The organism is Paenibacillus guangzhouensis (assembly GCF_009363075.1).
GTDB classification, from domain to species: Bacteria; Bacillota; Bacilli; order Paenibacillales; family Paenibacillaceae; genus Paenibacillus_K; species Paenibacillus_K guangzhouensis.
The window spans coordinates 6,729,867-6,747,866 of sequence record NZ_CP045293.1 but is presented as its reverse complement, the minus strand read 5'-3'; the positions used below and the strand labels follow the sequence as shown (position 1 = coordinate 6,747,866).

The following is an 18,000-nucleotide window of genomic DNA, read 5'->3' as shown; positions in this document are numbered from 1 at the left end:
GCAACATGTCCTTTTAATAGATCGTGATCTTTTATAGTACTTCCGCAATTTGCGGGAAGGATTCTTGTACGTAGCGTTCAATCTCTTCTGCTGTCTGCATATCTAGCGCTTTCGCAGCGACTTCCTTCGCATCCGCCAAGGAAATCTTGCTCATCAATACACGTGCAGGCAATACGGAGCTTGCACTCATCGAGAACTCATCCAGTCCAAGTCCGAGCAAGAGCGGAACCGCTATCGGGTTTCCAGCCATCTCGCCGCACATGCCGACCCATTTCCCTTCACGGTGTGCATTCTCGATCACCATACGAATAAGACGAAGCACCGAAGGATTCATCGGCTGTGTCAAATGCGATACTTTCTCGTTCATCCGGTCAGCCGCCATCGTATATTGTACGAGGTCGTTCGTTCCGATACTGAAGAAATCCGCTTCCTTCGCGAGTTGATCCGATACGAGCACGGCAGCAGGAATTTCAATCATGATGCCTACTTCAAGTTCTTTATGATAAGCGATGCCCGCTGCATCAAGCTCTGCCTTCACTTCAGCCAGAATCGCATTTGCTGCCCGAAGTTCAACAATCGTCGCGATCATTGGGTACATAATCTTCACGTTACCGAAAGCACTCGCACGAAGAATGGCGCGAAGCTGCGTCTTGAACATCTCTTGCTCATCAAGACATAAACGAATCGCACGGTAACCGAGGAAGGGGTTCATTTCCTTCGGCAACTCCAGGTAATCCAGCTCTTTATCGCCACCGATATCGAGCGTACGAATGACAATCGGATGGTCCTTGCCGAATGTCTCAGCGACCTCCTTGTAAGCTGCGAACTGCTCTTCTTCTGTTGGGAAGTTCGTTCGTCCCATGTACAAGAACTCTGTACGGAACAAGCCGATGCCTTCTGCGCCGTTCTTATGTGCATTGTGTGCATCCCCTGGATTTCCGATGTTCGCAACGACCTCAACTTGATGGCCGTCAGCCGTTACCGAAGATGCGTTCAGATACTTCTTAAATTCGGATTTACGCTTCTCGAAGCTAACTTTCTTTGCTTCGTACTCCGCGATTTGCTCCGCAGACGGCTTCACGATCATTTCACCAGTTGTACCGTCAAGAATGACCATATCACCGTCTTGAAGACGTTCCGTAACATCCTTCAAGCCAACCACCGCAGGGATCTCCATTGATCTCGCCATAATCGCGGAATGTGATGTTCTCCCACCGATATTCGTTGCGAAACCTGCAACGCGGTCACGATCCAATTGCGCCGAATCGGAAGGCGTGAGGTCATCCGTAATGAGAACAACAGGCTTCTCGAAATCCGATAACGAAGTCTGTTTCACACCCGTTAACAGATTATGCAGACGTTTGCTAAGATCACGGAAATCCGCTGCACGTTCATTCATATATTCATTGTCCATACTTTCAAAGAAGGTTACGAGCTCTTCTGTTACTTCATCAAGAGCCGCTTCCGCATTCATCGATTTTTCTTCGATCACTTCTTTGGTACGACCTACAAATTCATCATCATGCAGGACAAGAATATGCGATTCGAAAATTTCGGCTTGCTCATCACCCATCTTGATACGTGCTTGCTCTTGAATTTCTTTGACTTGTTCGATCGCTTGTTTAACAATTTCTGAGAAACGTACAACTTCTGCCTTTGCTTCTGCTGCCGATAATGTCTTACGCTCGACTTTGACATGCGTGTCTTTCATGACGAATGCAGGTCCAATCGCGTAACCAGGTGCCGCAGCAATACCTTTTAAATTCATTGCGATTTCCCCTTTTCAGGCTTATTCAAAAACAGTCTCGAGCACTTCACCGACAGCTTGCAATGCTTCAACTTCGCCGTCTCCATCGGTAATTACGGTTACTTGATCGTTTTGTTTAAGACCCAATTTGAGGAGTCCTACCATCCCTTTTGCGCTTACGCGTGTTCCGTCCGCTTTCTCGATTTCCACTTTACAAGCAAATTGGCTTGCTTTCTTCAAAATCGCGCCAGCGGGTCTCGCGTGAACACCTGTAGGATTTTTGATTGTGAATGTTTGTTGTTGCATATTGTTCCACTCCTTTTATGTTTAAGTCCACATGATGTTTTCTCTTTCTTATAACAACCAAGGGTGATCAGCTAGCCCGGAAGCTAACGGAATCACCCATGATTTATCCTATTGTATGGTTTCTCTATTGTGGCTTTTTCACTATTCTACAATTTATTGATTTCATCTTTCAACATTTCGGACTGAGTCCCGAATACAACCTGAACGGCACCGCCGCCAAGACGCATAACTCCTGCTGCTCCTAATTTCTTCAGTTCAGCATCGTTCACTTGTTTGTCATCTTTTACGACAAGACGTAGACGCGTGATACATGCATCCGTGCTGACAATGTTCTCTTTACCGCCAAGATTGCTAAGCACTTTTACAGCCTTGTCAGAAAGTGGAGTCTTGCCGCCTGCTGGTGCATCCGCATCTCCTGCTTCTTCTGTTCCATCGTCATCTTCACGACCAGGTGTCTTCAAGTTCAATTTCACGATCAAGATGCGGAACAAGAAGTAGTAGACCACGAAGAATACAATACCGACTGGAATCAAGAGCAATGGATTCGTGGACAACTGGTAGTTAACCAAGTAGTCGATCAATCCGGCTGAGAAACCGAATCCAAGCTTCACGTCAAGCATGTACATGACGACACCGGCTACACCGGATAAGATGGCGTGTACAACATATAGAACTGGCGCAATGAACATAAATGCGAACTCAATCGGCTCCGTAATCCCTGTCAAGAACGAAGCAAAAGCAAGACCTACGAATGTGGAAGCAACGAGTTTTCTTTTCTCCGGTTTTGCTGTGTGAATGAACGCTAGGGCAGCACCCGGAAGCGCGAACATCATGATTGGGAAGAAGCCTGTCATGAACATCCCTGCTGTTTTGTCCCCTGCGAAGAAGCGGTGCAAGTCACCACGAACAACTTCACCTGCGGCATTCGTAAAGTCACCGATCTGGAACCATACGATGGAGTTGATAATATGGTGTAATCCGAACGGTACGAGCAAACGGTTCGCAACCCCATACACGCCCGCGCCTGTTGCTCCAAGGCTAACGATCCAACGACCAAAATCATCAAGAGCAAGCTGTACAGGTCCCCAGATCAGACCAAATGCAATACCCACGATAACCATCGTAAGTGATGTAATAATTGGTACGAACCGCTTACCGCTGAAGAATCCTAACCAATCCGGTAATTTGATATTATGGTATTTATTATAGAAGAACGCGGCGATACCCCCGGCGATAATCCCTCCAATAACCCCCATATCAAGCTTGGTGTCTTTACCGATAAACTCAAATGCGCCTGGCATTTTAGTGAGGACATTCGTAAGTACAAGGTGCGAAATCACCGCAGCGAGCGCAGCTACCGCGTCGCCTGCGAATCCGATCGCGACCCCGATCGCGAAGATGAGCGGCAAGTTATCGAAAATCGCTGAGCCGCCGGCCGCGAGGAAGGGAGCAATGTATTGGTTAATGAATCCACCAACCGAATCTCCCATATGGAAATCTTTAATGTAATCGACATTACCAAATCGGAGCAGAATCGCTGCGGCTGGAAGCGTAGCCACCGGAAGCATTAAGGACTTACCAATTCTTTGCAAGAATGCAAGCATGAAACCTAACCTCCTGAAAATTAGTTTTAAGGCAGTGCTTGGGTTACTTCTTTACTTCTACATCGAGAACTGTGTTATTGCCTGCTGTAACTTCCCCCGTGTGCTTAGTTAATTGCTCAACCACTTCCCCATTTGCCATAATGACAGGCGTGATCACGGGATACCCTTTGGATTCAATGAATGCCATATCGAACTCGATCAAAGGCTGTCCTTGCTTCACAGCATCTCCTGTCTTAATTAATGGCTTAAATCCTTCGCCTTTCAATTGAACCGTATTAACGCCAATGTGCATGAGCACTTCAACACCCGAATCATGTCCGATGATGCAAGCATGATGCGTATCGATCAAATGCGCAACAATACCGTCACATGGCGCAACGAGAACACCATTTGTTGGTTTTATAGCAACGCCGTCACCGAGAAGCGCTTCTGCAAATGCCGGATCCGGCACTTCACTTAGTGACACCGATGTTCCTGTTAAAGGAGCTACCAAAGATACAACTGTTTTTTTCTTTTTGAAAAACATAAAATCCACCTCTTAAGATAATTTAGGTCCATGTGTAGCATGCCCCAAAAAGAGCACAAAAAAAAGCATGAGTTAAGGAGAAAGAGGGTATTACAACACTCTCGTCTCACTTAGCTCATGCCTATCACTAGTCGCACGCTAAATAACACAATATTATGGACTTGGGAAGTAAGATGCAAAGAATTCAGATGATTCCGCTTACTTCTTGTTTATAGTCTGTATTATAGGACAGCTTAGTATATACGTCAACGACAATATCCTGTCCAAAATCTAACATTTCGTGACAAACTGTCACAAATCGACATAAACCGTGTGAATTACTGTTGAATCGGATTCCCATAATGCTGAAATAATCGATACAAATGCATCACTAAATATCCAATCTCATCCTCTGATACCGTTACACCTAGATTTGTTTCCATCATGACTGCAATTTTCTTGCCTAAGGCATACTCTTCCTTCAACGTATCCCGAAGTTGTGTAACAAATGGATTAGGTGACTTCTGCCCTTCGGTTAACCGTTCAATCGCAAAGCGCAGATGGGTAATCAGTCTTATGTAATCGAGACTATCCCGCGGTACCTTAAATCCACGATCCGCTTCAATCATGGCAACAGCTTCTTGAATCAAATGAGTCCATTTGACGATATTCCCGACTGATATATGACATACCGCCGACTGAATATGCATGGCTAGAAATCCAACTTCCGTCTCCGGAATGTCGATATTGAATTTCTTCTCAATCAAGCCCGCTGCTTTCTTCGCCAAGGCAAATTCCCGCGAGTGGAGCGCTTGAATCTCGTAGATGAATGGATTGGCAATATCAATTTGATTCTCAAGTCGATACAGCGCAAATTGAATATGACTTGGCAGCGCGATGAAGATCTGTTCATTCAAGGCTGTGTCGAATTCATCGCCGATCATGGAGATGATTTCCTGTGACACATCTAGTACTTTAGGATCGACTTGTTCTGTCAACGCTTTGAATTGATTGCGTGAATCCGAACCGGCGAGATTAAATTTCTTCTCGATGCGAGGGTCTGAAGGAAGCACTGACATGCCGGCTTTTGCACCAAATCCAAGCCCTTTGCCCATGAGGACGAGCTCATTATCGGATTTCTCTATGGATACCAATATGGCATTGTTACTAATCACCCGTTGAATAAGGTATGCGGCTGATTCGCTCATTTTTCCTTCACCCTTTTTCGATCATCGTTTATTAGTCCTCATTGTAGTGCGCTCCTACTACCTCGTCAATGAAATATTATTTCGAATCCGATTTTGCCTTAAGCCATTTCGGCGCTCCTGCATTTTTACGATCGCGGTCCCGATCGCGTTTGGGTTTAGACGGTTGCGGCTTAGCAGGCGATTTCGGCCCAGCCTTTTTCACAGGCGACTTCGCTCTCGCTCCCTGATTTTGGCGATTCGATTCGTCAGCAGAACGCGCAGATTCAGGATTAAATACTTTCCCTTGATACATGGCTTGTGGCTCAATCACAATATCCAATTGACGCATAAATTTATCGATAATAAACTTCTCTCTCGGTGTAACGATGGAAACAGCCAGACCCTTGCGGCCCATCCGCCCGGTGCGGCCCGCACGATGAACATAGTGCTCACTGCTAATCGGCAGGTCAAAGTTAATAACCATCGGCAGCTCTTTAATATCCAGCCCTCGTGCCGCTACATCCGTTGCGAGCAGCAGCTGAATACGTCCTTCGCGGAATCGACGCAGCACATTCATACGTTCTTGCTTGTTCGCTTCCCCGTATAACGGCTCAACGGACAAACCAACAAATTGAAGCTTCGCCACCCATTCCGCAATCGATTCGATATCGTTCACGAATACAATGGCAGATTTCGGTTTATAGGACCGAATAATCCGGCGAAGCGTATCAATTTTATTCCGCTCTTCTGTCTCAAAATACACATGGGATAACGTCGACGACGTCTTCTGCTCCGGTTGAATCCCGATCTCTACGGGTTCGTTCATCCATGCATCGGCAATATTGCGCACTTCTTCGGGCATCGTAGCTGAGAAGAACAGCAATTGTCGATCGCGAAGAGCAGACTTGAATATGGCTTCGGTATCACCCGCAGCCCCAAGCTTGAACATCTGGTCTACTTCATCGACAGTAATCGTACGCACTTCATGCATTTTCAGCTTGCGGAGCCCGATCAGCTCAAGCACGCGTCCAGGCGTTCCAACGATCAATTGTGGATGCAGTCTTAATTTCTCAATCTGTCTCTTGCTCGCTGCGCCACCTATAAGTGATTGAACGGTGATGCCCAGCGGCTCCCCGTACATCTCGGCTTCGCGGAAAATTTGCATCGCCAGCTCTTGTGTTGGCGCCAGCACGAGCGCTTGTACCTGCTTGAGTGATGGATTAATCCGCTGCAGCATCGGCAGCAAATAAGCAAGTGTCTTCCCTGTGCCTGTCTGGGATTGGGCAATCAAATCCTTCCCCGTAAGAACGACAGGTATGGCGGCTTCCTGAATAGACGAAGGCGTCTCGATTCGTTCTGCACGTAATCGCTCGACGAGCTCCGCGTCAATATGTAAATCTGTAAATGAAGTTGTCATGGTCTAGCATTTCCTTTCTTTAGACCCATTGGGCATTTGTATGGTACACTGAGATGCAGTGATGAACATTTATTGGAAAGGGGATTCAATCGATGGATCAAGCCTTTATGGAACAATTCGATGGCCTGCTTGAGAAATATGCAGAACTCCTTGTGGGTGATGACTCACCAGAGCAGGTGGAGAAGATTAAAATTTGGGCCCTCTACAATCATATGCATAAGACGATGCCGAACCTTACACAACACTGGACAGCGAACCATCCAGAGGCCAAAGCAGCCGTTCGCGCACTCTTCGAAGAAGTCAAGCAGCGCAATGAGGCGCACCGTGCAAACGCGAAACCAAAGCAGGAGCCTTAAGGCTTCTGCTTCTACGTATTATTTCTTATTGATTAACCGGTAAGCCAGTTTATCCGCGAGCCTAGGGAACAACTGATACAACTTAATACCGATAGCTGCGGCGAAGGGTAAATTCACTTCTGCTTTACGCTTCACGATCGCTGTTATTATTGTGTTCACCACTTGCTCCGGTTTTAACAAGAACATTTTAACATTATTGACATAGGCGCCGCTCGGGTCTGCCTTCTCAAAAAAAGGCGTATCAATCGGTCCCGGGTTAATAGCGGTCACGCCGATATTGGTGCCAACCATTTCCTGACGCAGCGCATTAGTTAGCCCAAGCACCGCATGCTTTGTTGCATTATAAGCGCTGGATTTGGCCGTACCAATCTTGCCTGCCAGGGAGGCGATGTTCACAATATGACCTTGTCCGGCGGCCAGCATATGAGGCAGAACAGCTTTGGTGCAGCGTACGATCCCCATATAATTGACATCCATCATCGCATCGAACTCCGACGTATCCGTATCCAGGAAAGATTGGAACACCCCGTATCCCGCATTATTAATCAGAATATCAATGCGTCCGTACTTCTCCATGATCGATGCTACCGCCTCATTCACCTGCTGCTCATTCGTTACATCCATCGAGATCACATGGCATTGTCCTAATATGTCCGATTGCACAGCCATGAGTCGCTCTGTTGAACGTGCCGTTATCACCGGAATGGCCCCGAGATCCGCTAGCTTCTGAGCCGTTAATGCGCCGATGCCGCTCGAAGCACCCGTAATGAGCACCACTTTATCTTGGAATGAATACACCGTCACCCTCTCCTTCTATGCCGCATTGAGGTATACAAAATCCCTACAAAGTGAAGATTTGACTTCGAAGCCATTCAAGTACTTCGCGGGGGCCCCCGAACTGTCTTTACGAAAAAAGAATAGCCCCGTAAGCGGAGCTATATCGATTCGAATTCCTTATGTATGCACGAAGCCATTGTAAGCTGCTGTTCGTATTATCCGACAAGTACCTGAATATCTAAATGCCCGATTCCTTCCATCATGAGCGGAACCGTTAAAGCTTGCTTGGCATTGAACTGTCCTGCAGCTGATTGTACCACTTTCGGCGGGGTAATATCAACCTTCACGCCTTGATTAAATAGGATCGTACTTGCATTACCGCTAATCATGTTCCCTAATTCAGAGATCGCACTATGTCCCATCTCATCCAATTCTGTCAAGACGAAGCCACCCATCATTGCGGAGACGATCTTCAGGGCTACAGACTCATGTAGACCAAAGACGATATTCCCATTCATCTGTCCTGTCATCCCGATTTCAATCCATATATATTGATCGATAAATTGGACCTCTTTAATCTGAAGCTGACCAGTCGTGGGGCGAATCTGTATCAATTGTTCAATTACATTCCGAGCTGCATCCAAAAACGGATTAATATATTCCGCTTTCATGAATAGATTCTCCTCTATAGTTCGACATATATTTGTTACATTCGACATTATTCATTATAATTCTACGATTACGAATTTGAATTCATTATACTTCATGCGTATTAAAAAATCACCTCAAAAATAGACTAATTTTGGTATTTCCGAACGATTCCTCCTTTGTATCCTAGTCAATTGGGCCGATATACGCACAATTTCAACTAGTTCTATACGATTATATCGGTATTCGGTACAATAATTTTATACTTAGGAAGAAAGTTTCATCGCGTAACATTTGTTCAGAAGGATGTGCGATAACGTGCCTAACATTTGGACTCATTTTATTTTTGGGGAAGAAGTATTGCAAGCTGCCGACCTGACGGCGATGATCACACGACCGGAGGATTTACGGATGTTCCGGATGGGCTGCCAGGGTCCAGATTTCCTGTTCTATCATCATTTCCTACCGTGGCAGAAGGATAAGACGATGAATGATGTCGGCTCCGCGATGCATAACGAGCATTGCGGCCCCGTCCTGATGGACTTGATCGATGGTGTCGCTCATCGCGAGCTGCAAGACCCTGCCGTGATCTACGTGCTCGGTTTCGTCCTGCATCACGTACTTGATCGGAACATGCACCCGTACGTCTTCTATCGTTCGGGGTTCAAAAAATGGGACCACCAGCGGTTCGAGATTTGGATGGATACTGTAATAGTACAGCAGAAGCTGGGACTTGAGACATGGCGGACACCCGTCTGGAAGGAATTCGAGACGGGAGGGAAGTTCCCGGACGGCATCGTCGACTTGTTCGAACAAGTGACGCAGCGTTATTATCCCGAGCTCGCGATGCGCGTTCGCCGCGACGCCTGGGAAGAAGCCAATCGCCATATGACAGCGGCGCAGCGGCTCTTCCATGACCCAACCGGGCTCAAACGACTGCTGACCTTCGGTCAGATTGAGCCCTTCGTCTTCAAGCGGCCAAGCAAGCCGCTTGATATCTTGAACGAGTCGCGCAAGCCATGGCGCGACCCCACAGGCCGTGACGCCTCGTATACGACGAGCGTCTGGGACATGTGGGCCGCCGCACGCGAAGACGCGGCGGCTGTGGTTGGCGCTGCCGCCGCCTACTGGGCGGCTGTGCGCGAAGGTGGCGCCGCGAGCGCAGCTGCGGCGCAAACGCGAGAGCGATTGGCCGACGTCGTGGCCAACCGCTCTTATGAACATGGCGAGCCGTGCGACAGCGGCTTGCAGATTATTGTGGCAGACCCCATCATCTGATGGGGTGGGGCGAATGCGTGAGCGCGTGTAACCACCCTCGCGGAGGCGAAGGTGGCGGGGGCGTTGAGTGGGATGCAGCTCAATTCTAGCTCATTAACTGCTTTTTTGCAGTTATTTTAATGCGAAGCAGCTAATCCGAGCTCATTAACTGCTTTTTTGCAGTTATTTTGGCGCGACGCTGCCAATTCGAGCTCATTAACTGCTTTTTTGCAGTTATTTCAGCGCGACGCTGCCGATCCGAGCTCATTAACTGCTTTTTTGCAGTTATTTTCGCGCGACGCTGCCAATTCGAGCTCAATAACTGCTTTTTTGCAGTTATTTTGGCGCGAAGCAGCTGATCCGAGCACAATAACTGCTTTTTTGCAGTTATTTTGGCGCGACGCAACCAATTCAGGCACAATAACTGCTTTTTTGCAGTTATTTTGGCGCTAAGCAACCTGATCCGAGCTCATTAACTGCTTTTTTGCAGTTAGTTTGGCGCGACGCAGCCTGATCCGAGCCAATAACTGCTTTTTTGCAGTTATTTTGGCGCTACGCAACCTGATCCGAGCTCATTAACTGCTTTTTTGCAGTTATTTTCGTGCGACGCTGCCGATTCTTAGTTCAATAACTGCTTTTTTGCAGTTATTTTGGCGCTACGCTGCCGATCCGAGCTCAATTACTGCTTTTTTGCAGTTATTTTGGCGCTACGCTGCCGATTGAGCTCAATTACTGCTTTTTTGCAGTTATTTTGGCGCTTTGCAGATCAATCCGAGCTCATTAACTGCTTTTTTGCTGTTATTTTGGCGCTACGCTGCCAATTTGAGCTCAATAACTGCTTTTTTGCAGTTATTTTGGCGCTATGCAGATCAATCCGAGCTCATTAACTGCTTTTTTGCAGTTATTTTCGCGCGACGCTGCCGATTCGAGATCATTAACTGCTTTTTTGCAGTTATTTTGGTGCGACGCAGCCTGATCCGAGCTCATTAACTGCTTTTTTGCAGTTATTTTCGTGCTACGCTGCCGTTCCGAGCTCATTATCTGCTTTTTTGCTGTTATTTTGGCGCTACGTTGCCGATCCGGGCTCAATAACTGCTTTTTTGCAGTTATTTTGGCGCTACGCAGCTGATCCGAGCTCAATTACTGCTTTTTTGCAGATATTTTAGTGCGAAGCACCCAATCCGAGCTCATTAACTGCTTTTTTGCAGTTATTTTGGCACGACGCTGCCAATTCGAGCTCATTAACTGCTTTTTTGCAGTTATTTTAGTGCGAAGCACCCAATCCGAGCTCATTAACTGCTTTTTTGCAGTTATTTTAGTGCGAAGCACCCAATCCGAGCTCAATACTACTCGGTGCCCTCGCACAAACGGCTCGCGACCTCGATGCGCCCTCCATGCAGCCGCATGATGGTGCGCTGCTGCGACAAGCCAAGGGCTGCCTCCGATCGGAGGCAGCCCTTCATCTTACGCCTTGGCTTCGTTAATCCCCTTCGCCAGATTCACCCGCGTCAGCATAATGATGCCGACGAGGAAGAATACGAGCAGGGACAAGATCGCGAGCCGCGCAGAGCCTGTCAGCAAGGTAACAAGCCCGAACAGCGCAGGCCCGAGTGATGCGGATACTTTGTCAGAGAGGCTCAGGAAACCGAAGAACTCCGAGGTACGACCTGCGGGTACCAGTTTACTGTAAATCGATCGCGCGATAGACTGGCTTCCACCTTGCACCATCCCGACGACGAAGGCAAGTGCGTAGAAATGAATCGCACTCGTCATGAAATACCCCAAGAACACAACCAACACATAGATACATAAGGACGTGTATAACGCGCGCTTCGAACCAATCTTCGAGGCGATTTTTCCGAATAAGAACGTAAACGGAATCCCTACAAATTGCGTGATCAACAGCGCAATGATCAAATGACTTGTGCCGATGCCGATCGTCTTGCCGTAAATCGTCGCCATGCTAATAATGGTCGAGATCCCGTCATTGAAGAACCAGAACGCAACTAAATATTTGAGCAGCTCCGGGTACTGCCGAATGTGACGAAACGTCGTAAATACGCGGCGGAACCCTTCCTTCGCGTAGAAGCTGACCGGCTGCTTCCGCTCCGCTCCTCGATCCTTTACATGGCGGAAGATCGGCAGCGAGAATAGGAACCACCAGAGTGCTACCGTTACGAACACCGCTTGCGTAGCCACGAGTTTATTGGGAAAGCCGACTTTGTCCCACATCTCGAGCATGACGATATTCACGGCGAGCAGAACGCCGCCTCCAATATATCCGAACATATAGCCTTTTGCGGAAATTTCATCGCGCTGTTCCAGCGGAGCGACATCCGTCAAGATCGAATCATAGAACGTATTCCCGCCAGAGAATCCGATCACCCCGAGAACATAGCAGAACGACACGAAGAGATACGTCCCTTCTCCCGTAAAAGCCATCAATAAACATGCCAATACGCCCATGTAGGCGAATACACGCAGGAACCTAGCCTTGCTGCGAGAGGAATCTGCAATCGCGCCAAGAATTGGTGAGATGACAGCTACAATGATCATGGCAATCGTCTGCGTGAAGCCCCAATAGCTTGTTGCAAGATGTTCCGGCAGATTGCTAGCCGCGACCGTCAAATAATAGATCGGCAGCACCGCGGCCATCATGGTCGTCGCAAATGCGGAATTCGCCCAATCATACATCATCCAACTGCGCACCATTTTTCGATTCAAATAAGAACCCTCCTTTTGAAATGTGTACCTCCACTGCCATGGAACATAAACCTACTTTTTTTCGACAAATATACCTCACTTTCCTCCTTGTTGACACGCCAAATATTGATCATTGCTGAAAGTTCACCTATAATGTGAGATAAACCTTTTATTAGATCGTCTAATGTTGAACATAAATTTTCAGCCAAGGAGGGATTCTGTGAACATCAGTCAACTTGAGACACTCATTACCATTTCCAAGACGACGAGCTTTCGAAAAGCAGGGGAAATGCTGAACTTAACGCAGCCCGCTGTGTCCGCCCAAATCAAAAGCTTAGAAGATGAATTCAAGACCGTGTTAATCGATCGGAACCAGCCTGTCACGCTCACGGATCAGGGCCATGTCTTTCTTGACCATGCAGAGCGAATTCTGAAGATCGTCGCAGAACTGAAGCAGCGCTTAAGTGACCTCAGCAACATTCCACAAGGTCATATTACGATCGGCACCACAACCTCCATCGCGATTCAAATTTTACCGCGCGTTCTCTCGTATTTTCAGAACCAATACCCGCTTATCAAAACTTCCATCCTAACGATGTCTTCGGCCCAGATTATGGCGCAAGTAGAGAATGGCACCGTCGATATTGGCATCGGTTACTTATCGGAGAGTACACCGAATTTGGAGTCCAGCGTATTGTACTATGACACCTTCGAACTTGTCGTTTCGCCCAGCCACCCCTTGGGTACACTAAAGCACACGACGGTTGAAGCGCTGCGTGATGTCCCGTTCATCGTCTTATCCCCTGATACGGTCGGCCGAAGATTCTCGGATCAAGTGTTCAAGACATATAATATTGAACCTCATATTGTGATGGAATTGTCCAGTAGCGAGGAAATTAAACGGATGGTGGAGCTGAATCTTGGTGCTGCCGTGATCTCGAAGCTATCGATCGGCAATGAACTGCGCCGCGGAACCTTAAAAATGATCAAAGTCAGTGAATTCGAGACCGCCCACCCTGTCGGTGTCGTCTATAAATCCGGCAAATACTTAAATTCAGCCATGCAGCAATTTTTAAGCGACTTAAAAGGCATGCCTGAGACCCAATTTATCAGTTCAGAGTAAGGAGTTGTTACCAGATGACCACGAAATTTGATTTGCATACACATCATTTTCGCTGCGGACATGCCGACGGCAACATTGAAGATTATATTAAGGCCGGTATTCAGGCTGGTCTTCAGGTCATTGGCATTTCCGATCACTCGCCTTACTTCGGCAGCCCCGAAGATCAAGCTCAGCCTCGCATTGCGATGGCAAAGAGCGAATTTGCAAACTATATTCAAGAAGTGCTGCGTCTGCAAGCAAAATACGAGGGGCAGATCGATGTTCTGCTCGGCGTGGAGTCGGATTTCTTCCCGGAACATGCCTCCCTCTATCATCAAATATATGCGCAGTACCCCTTCGACTATGTAATCGGCTCGGTTCATCAGACGGAAGGCGTAAGCATCTTCAACAAATCGCGTTGGAAAGGTCTGACGTCCGCTCAGATGATTCAGGCGAAGAACATTTATTACGGGATGATCCGAGACTCCGCAACAAGCGGCATGTTCCAAATTCTTGGGCATATTGATGCGATGAAAGGCAATTATCCTGAATTCTCTACCATTCAAGCCCATGAGGCCATTGACGAGACCTTGCGCGTGATCGGCGAAAGCGGCATTGCAATCGAGATTAATACATCGGGAAAAACGAAACTGAGTGGCGGTTGGTATCCATCGGATGACATTCTGGAACGAGCCCTCTTCCATCATGTGGACGTTACCTTCGGTTCCGATGCACATATCCCAAGCCGAGTTGGCGATGAGTGGGAACAAGTTCGCGACCGTCTGAAGGAAATTGGATTTACGTCCTGGGTGTATTACAAACAGAAGAACAAGCAAATCGTACAGCTCTAAAATTCCCCATAAAGTGGTGTTTTGGCAAAGAAGCGATTCAGGTACTTTTCAGGAAACCTAAAGACGTAATAATAAAAAAAGAGGACCTACCACGTTGGTAGGTCCTTAAGTTTATTTATTAAAAGGGGGTCTTGAGTACATCATACCCCCTTAACATTATGAACGCATCACAGAACTATTTCATTTGTGTAACAAATGACGAAAACATGTAACCCTATGATTTATGCCGCATTATTGCGCTGCTTCCAGGCTTGTTTCTTTGACCGCCTTGGTGGACGCATGTGATCGGTTCACAATAATAATGCCGGAGACCACACTAGCCAGCGCCAGCACAACCCAAATGTGAATTGTCTCGCCAAGAATGATGGATGACAGAATTACGCCGAATACAGGGATCAGGAAGAGATACATCGAGACCTTCCCGACTTTATTGTACTTCATCACCAAATTCCAGAGTCCGAAGGCCGCAGCCGATACGAATGCAAGATAGACGAAGATAATTGCTGTCTTCGCATCGAAATGGAATGGCATGAAACCTCGACGTACAACACCGATGGCTGCGAGGCCTAGTCCCCCGATCAGCATTTGCTTAGCGGTAAGCTCAAGGACGGATACTTTGCCGGATTCATGGCGTGCAAGCACATTCCCGAAGGCACCAAAGGCTGCGGACAACAGCAAGCATATCTCACCGAATCCGAATTGGAAATGCAATCCGCTCTGCGTGAAACCGACGGCAAATACGCCTAAGAAGCCTAGGAACAGCCCTGTAATTTTCGCCATTGTAAACGGCTCATTGCGATACATCGTCTGCGCAAATAACATCTGGAAGAAGGATGCGGATCCAGAGATAATCGCGCCTTGAATGCCTGACGAATGCATCAGACCAATATAGAAAAATAAATACTGCAAGAAGGTCTGTACGAGGGCAAGACGCGAGAGGCGCCACACACTTAACTTCCCGGTATATTCATTTGCTTGCTGATTGCCTGACGACTTCCCTAGAGCTGCCAGCTTCAGCAGCACATATAATAAAAAACCTGCGAGAGCGAATCGATAGCCGGCGAAGATAAGCTGCTCGAACACATCTTGCTTCGAAATTTGAAGCTCTACATAACTTAATTTTACAAAGGGTACAGCGCTACCCCACAGTAATGTTGCAGCAACAGAGCTGACGATAATGCCGACGGGATGCGTAAACCAACTTTTAGCTTTCACAGGATGTATGCCACCTTTTTGAATTAATCCATGGTGTGTCATTAGAGGTTGTTCAACTTATACTTCTAGACACACGTATCCCATTATGCTCCTAATCGGCATGATCATCAACTATTATTTTTCAGTCTATTGTTGTAGTCCACGGTAGACACCCGTCCGCAGTTCTCGAATGTACATCTCCATTTCGGGCACATTCGCTTCAAGGGCATGCTGTGCCGCGAGTTCAATATCATAAGGGACGCGCACGAGCTGAATGGAGAACGATTCGAGTGCGCTTCCACCCTCCACGCCTTCCATAATCGCGTAAGAAGCTTGGATCATATCGAGCGCGTTCCCGACGCTCCCCACATTGAACAACATTCGACGTTCCATATGCTGCACAAAGACATTATGAACATCCCCATAGCCGACCACTTCCGGCTTCGGATCTTCCTCCGATTTGCCTGTCTCGGGCGTATTTGCGAACATACCGAGTTTTCTCTCCTCGCTGTCCCAGGGCTGCACACGATGGTAGACGCTCTGCGGTGAAGCGTGGACAAGCCGAATTCGCTTCCCGCTCATCTCCATGTCGTAGCTGAACGGGAGCGTCGCCAAATAGTGCAGCCTGTCCGTTCCGAGCCGTTCCTCATGCCACGTAAAGATCTCTTTGTCCGTCAACTGACGCCCAATAAGTTCATCCCAATTGCCTCGAATAACAATCTCGCAGCGTTCCCGAATCCGATCGACGGCTTCAACTGGATTAGGCCCTTTGCCTACCAAGTCACCTAAACAAATAATCCGGTTAATCCCCCGTTTATCAATATCTGCGAGCACAGCTTCCAGTGCAGGCATATTGCCATGTATATCTGATATTATTGCGATTCGTTGCACGATAAGTCCTCCTTGATTACTGCTTACGTCGAGATAGCTTGACGTCGTATCGTATGGACCGTAATCTCCGGTCGACATAAGAAGCGAACAGGAAGAAAGGTCATTCCCAATCCGCGGTTCGTATATAGTTTGAATTCGGTATTCGGGAACGTGTAGAGTCCATCCGGATACTTCTGCCCCATCTCTGGATTCCACCTCACAGGAAGACCAGGTATACGTACTTGCCCCCCATGACTATGCCCAGATAACTGTAGATCGATCGCATAGTTCATCGCCTCATCCGCTAGATCGGGCTCATGCGCCAGCAATATCGTATAACGGTCCGTCGGTAGCCCCGACACGGTCTCCCTCACATTCGGAAATCCGCCGAACCAATCTTCAAGTCCGGCAACCGCGATGCGGGCATCACCGCGCGCCAGTTCGACATGCTGATTTTTAAGCACCCGAAATCCTGCTTGCTCTAAGGCATTTGTCGACTTGGACTCAGGCGCATGGCGGAAATCGTGATTCCCGAGTACCGCGAACTTCCCTAATGGGGCATGAAGCTTCCTCAGTTCCGGAATAACCTGATCCACATCCGCGAGCCCGTTATCGATCAGATCACCTGTGAACAGGATTAGATCCGCTCGCTCCCCATTCATCTTTTCCACGATGCTTGCCAGTCTCTCCGCATTCATATGATATCCAAAATGAAGATCGCTAAAATGAATGATCCGCAAGTTATGAAATGCCTCCGGCAGACGCGTGCTCTGATGAATTATTCGCTTCCATTCTAACCAATTTGGTTCAATGTATCGTGTATATGCACCCCCGGCCACCGCAACCCCAAGGAGCGTTAACACACTCCGCTTCAAGAATGCTCGCCGTGTCATTTTGCGCTTGTTCTTCATTCTACCTCCTCATGTAAACAATAGGCTCCATAATCTAGCATTATATCATTTACATCCATACAAAGGAAAAAAGTAGGCTCTGGCACAAATTCAAAGAACGTAGCAATGTAATTACTAGGCTGCTATAATCCTAGTCTTCTAACTATCCGAATCTATTCAGAAATATATGTTAGTCTATGTGCTTATACCGTTCCAGTTATCTCCTTTTTCAATAGAATATAGCATAAGAGTCAGAAGGGAGGTATTTTTCATGGCAGTTTTATTCCCAAGCATTCATTTCCAGCAAAATGCCGGTGTCGGAGAAGGATATTTCAGTTCGACTCCAGCGACAAACACAGCAACAGAGGTTATTAATACAGGGAGAAATCCTGTTGAACTCGTTATAACATCACTCTCTGGAACCCATGTCTTCATCATCCAAAAAGGTCAATCTTTTATTGCCAGAATCGAAAATACGCTAACGATTGGATTATTAGCGATTGATGGACCGATTTGCGGCACCCTTAATATTGCTGTTGTGGTCTAACTTAATGCAGCTTAAGGAAAACTACGAATCCTCCCAGTA

At 47.4% G+C, this 18,000-nt stretch carries 19 protein-coding genes; 5 read left to right on the top strand and 14 right to left on the bottom strand.

Annotated features, from left to right (window positions below; translation table 11 throughout):
- Nucleotides 1–31: 31 nt before the first annotated feature.
- The 6 genes from ptsP to GCU39_RS30345 form a co-directional block, all read right to left on the bottom strand.
- Entirely contained in the window at nucleotides 32–1,774 is a 1,743-nt protein-coding gene (ptsP, locus tag GCU39_RS30370; protein WP_193727015.1) for a phosphoenolpyruvate--protein phosphotransferase, read from the bottom strand.
- A gap of 15 nt (nucleotides 1,775–1,789) precedes the next feature.
- Complete coding sequence (locus GCU39_RS30365; RefSeq protein WP_152396886.1) at nucleotides 1,790–2,053, bottom strand: HPr family phosphocarrier protein; 264 nt, start codon at nucleotides 2,051–2,053, stop codon at nucleotides 1,790–1,792.
- Nucleotides 2,054–2,199: 146 nt separating this feature from the next.
- Complete coding sequence (gene nagE / locus GCU39_RS30360) at nucleotides 2,200–3,657, bottom strand: N-acetylglucosamine-specific PTS transporter subunit IIBC (protein WP_152396885.1); 1,458 nt, start codon at nucleotides 3,655–3,657, stop codon at nucleotides 2,200–2,202.
- A 43-nt stretch (nucleotides 3,658–3,700) separates the two neighbouring features.
- The gene (locus tag GCU39_RS30355; RefSeq protein ID WP_152396884.1) at nucleotides 3,701–4,183 is read right to left on the bottom strand and encodes a PTS sugar transporter subunit IIA; all 483 of its coding nucleotides are present in this window, start codon (nucleotides 4,181–4,183) and stop codon (nucleotides 3,701–3,703) included.
- A 317-nt stretch (nucleotides 4,184–4,500) separates the two neighbouring features.
- Nucleotides 4,501–5,337, bottom strand: a complete 837-nt coding sequence (locus tag GCU39_RS30350) for a BglG family transcription antiterminator (protein ID WP_265333422.1) — start codon at nucleotides 5,335–5,337, stop codon at nucleotides 4,501–4,503.
- 109 nt (nucleotides 5,338–5,446) lie between these two features.
- Nucleotides 5,447–6,766 (bottom strand): DEAD/DEAH box helicase, encoded by a 1,320-nt coding sequence (locus GCU39_RS30345; RefSeq protein WP_152396882.1) that lies wholly within the window; start codon nucleotides 6,764–6,766, stop codon nucleotides 5,447–5,449.
- A 92-nt stretch (nucleotides 6,767–6,858) separates the two neighbouring features.
- Here GCU39_RS30345 and GCU39_RS30340 point away from each other — a divergent pair, with 92 nt between their 5' ends.
- Nucleotides 6,859–7,122, top strand: coding sequence for a YusU family protein (locus GCU39_RS30340; protein WP_152396881.1), 264 nt, complete (start codon nucleotides 6,859–6,861; stop codon nucleotides 7,120–7,122).
- A gap of 18 nt (nucleotides 7,123–7,140) precedes the next feature.
- On the opposite strand, the gene GCU39_RS30335 is transcribed toward GCU39_RS30340, so the two are convergent.
- Together GCU39_RS30335 and GCU39_RS30330 are read right to left on the bottom strand one after the other, a co-directional pair.
- Nucleotides 7,141–7,920: an SDR family NAD(P)-dependent oxidoreductase gene (locus GCU39_RS30335; RefSeq protein WP_152396880.1), complete on the bottom strand. Its 780-nt coding sequence runs from the start codon at nucleotides 7,918–7,920 to the stop codon at nucleotides 7,141–7,143.
- Between the two features lie 194 nt (nucleotides 7,921–8,114).
- On the bottom strand, nucleotides 8,115–8,570 hold the full coding sequence (locus GCU39_RS30330; RefSeq protein ID WP_152396879.1) for a chemotaxis protein CheX: 456 nt from the start codon (nucleotides 8,568–8,570) through the stop codon (nucleotides 8,115–8,117).
- 295 nt (nucleotides 8,571–8,865) lie between these two features.
- Between GCU39_RS30330 and GCU39_RS30325 the strand changes: the two genes are divergently transcribed.
- Complete coding sequence (locus GCU39_RS30325; RefSeq protein ID WP_152396878.1) at nucleotides 8,866–9,825, top strand: zinc dependent phospholipase C family protein; 960 nt, start codon at nucleotides 8,866–8,868, stop codon at nucleotides 9,823–9,825.
- 130 nt (nucleotides 9,826–9,955) lie between these two features.
- Here GCU39_RS30325 and GCU39_RS30320 read toward each other — a convergent pair whose 3' ends face one another.
- The 3 genes from GCU39_RS30320 to GCU39_RS30310 form a co-directional block, all read right to left on the bottom strand.
- Nucleotides 9,956–10,261: a hypothetical protein gene (locus GCU39_RS30320; protein WP_152396877.1), complete on the bottom strand. Its 306-nt coding sequence runs from the start codon at nucleotides 10,259–10,261 to the stop codon at nucleotides 9,956–9,958.
- Nucleotides 10,262–10,653: 392 nt separating this feature from the next.
- Nucleotides 10,654–10,944 (bottom strand): hypothetical protein, encoded by a 291-nt coding sequence (locus GCU39_RS30315; RefSeq protein ID WP_152396876.1) that lies wholly within the window; start codon nucleotides 10,942–10,944, stop codon nucleotides 10,654–10,656.
- Nucleotides 10,945–11,268: 324 nt separating this feature from the next.
- Complete coding sequence (locus GCU39_RS30310) at nucleotides 11,269–12,528, bottom strand: MFS transporter (RefSeq protein WP_152396875.1); 1,260 nt, start codon at nucleotides 12,526–12,528, stop codon at nucleotides 11,269–11,271.
- Between the two features lie 199 nt (nucleotides 12,529–12,727).
- Between GCU39_RS30310 and GCU39_RS30305 the strand changes: the two genes are divergently transcribed.
- Both GCU39_RS30305 and GCU39_RS30300 read left to right on the top strand, forming a co-directional pair.
- The gene (locus tag GCU39_RS30305) at nucleotides 12,728–13,630 is read left to right on the top strand and encodes a LysR family transcriptional regulator (protein ID WP_152396874.1); all 903 of its coding nucleotides are present in this window, start codon (nucleotides 12,728–12,730) and stop codon (nucleotides 13,628–13,630) included.
- A gap of 14 nt (nucleotides 13,631–13,644) precedes the next feature.
- Nucleotides 13,645–14,460 (top strand): histidinol-phosphatase, encoded by an 816-nt coding sequence (locus GCU39_RS30300; RefSeq protein WP_152396873.1) that lies wholly within the window; start codon nucleotides 13,645–13,647, stop codon nucleotides 14,458–14,460.
- Nucleotides 14,461–14,691: 231 nt separating this feature from the next.
- On the opposite strand, the gene GCU39_RS30295 is transcribed toward GCU39_RS30300, so the two are convergent.
- The 3 genes from GCU39_RS30295 to GCU39_RS30285 form a co-directional block, all read right to left on the bottom strand.
- On the bottom strand, nucleotides 14,692–15,675 hold the full coding sequence (locus tag GCU39_RS30295; protein ID WP_152396872.1) for a DMT family transporter: 984 nt from the start codon (nucleotides 15,673–15,675) through the stop codon (nucleotides 14,692–14,694).
- A gap of 126 nt (nucleotides 15,676–15,801) precedes the next feature.
- Entirely contained in the window at nucleotides 15,802–16,545 is a 744-nt protein-coding gene (locus GCU39_RS30290) for a metallophosphoesterase family protein (RefSeq protein WP_152396871.1), read from the bottom strand.
- Between the two features lie 23 nt (nucleotides 16,546–16,568).
- The gene (locus GCU39_RS30285; protein WP_152396870.1) at nucleotides 16,569–17,435 is read right to left on the bottom strand and encodes a metallophosphoesterase; all 867 of its coding nucleotides are present in this window, start codon (nucleotides 17,433–17,435) and stop codon (nucleotides 16,569–16,571) included.
- A 250-nt stretch (nucleotides 17,436–17,685) separates the two neighbouring features.
- On the opposite strand from GCU39_RS30285, the gene GCU39_RS30280 reads away from it, so the two are divergent.
- A complete protein-coding gene (locus GCU39_RS30280) occupies nucleotides 17,686–17,961 on the top strand; it encodes a hypothetical protein (protein WP_152396869.1) in 276 nt (91 codons plus the stop codon).
- Nucleotides 17,962–18,000 lie beyond the last annotated feature (39 nt).

What these genes read in the sequence shown, in the direction of transcription:
- GCU39_RS30355 (WP_152396884.1), bottom strand. Translation starts at nt 4,183, where the DNA reads ATGTTTTTCAAAAAGAAAAAAACAGTTGTATCTTTGGTAGCTCCTTTA.
- GCU39_RS30280 (WP_152396869.1), top strand. Translation starts at nt 17,686, where the DNA reads ATGGCAGTTTTATTCCCAAGCATTCATTTCCAGCAAAATGCCGGTGTC.
- GCU39_RS30365 (WP_152396886.1), bottom strand. Translation starts at nt 2,053, where the DNA reads ATGCAACAACAAACATTCACAATCAAAAATCCTACAGGTGTTCACGCG.
- nagE (WP_152396885.1), bottom strand. Translation starts at nt 3,657, where the DNA reads ATGCTTGCATTCTTGCAAAGAATTGGTAAGTCCTTAATGCTTCCGGTG.
- GCU39_RS30330 (WP_152396879.1), bottom strand. Translation starts at nt 8,570, where the DNA reads ATGAAAGCGGAATATATTAATCCGTTTTTGGATGCAGCTCGGAATGTA.
- GCU39_RS30300 (WP_152396873.1), top strand. Translation starts at nt 13,645, where the DNA reads ATGACCACGAAATTTGATTTGCATACACATCATTTTCGCTGCGGACAT.
- GCU39_RS30340 (WP_152396881.1), top strand. Translation starts at nt 6,859, where the DNA reads ATGGATCAAGCCTTTATGGAACAATTCGATGGCCTGCTTGAGAAATAT.
- GCU39_RS30285 (WP_152396870.1), bottom strand. Translation starts at nt 17,435, where the DNA reads ATGAAGAACAAGCGCAAAATGACACGGCGAGCATTCTTGAAGCGGAGT.
- GCU39_RS30345 (WP_152396882.1), bottom strand. Translation starts at nt 6,766, where the DNA reads ATGACAACTTCATTTACAGATTTACATATTGACGCGGAGCTCGTCGAG.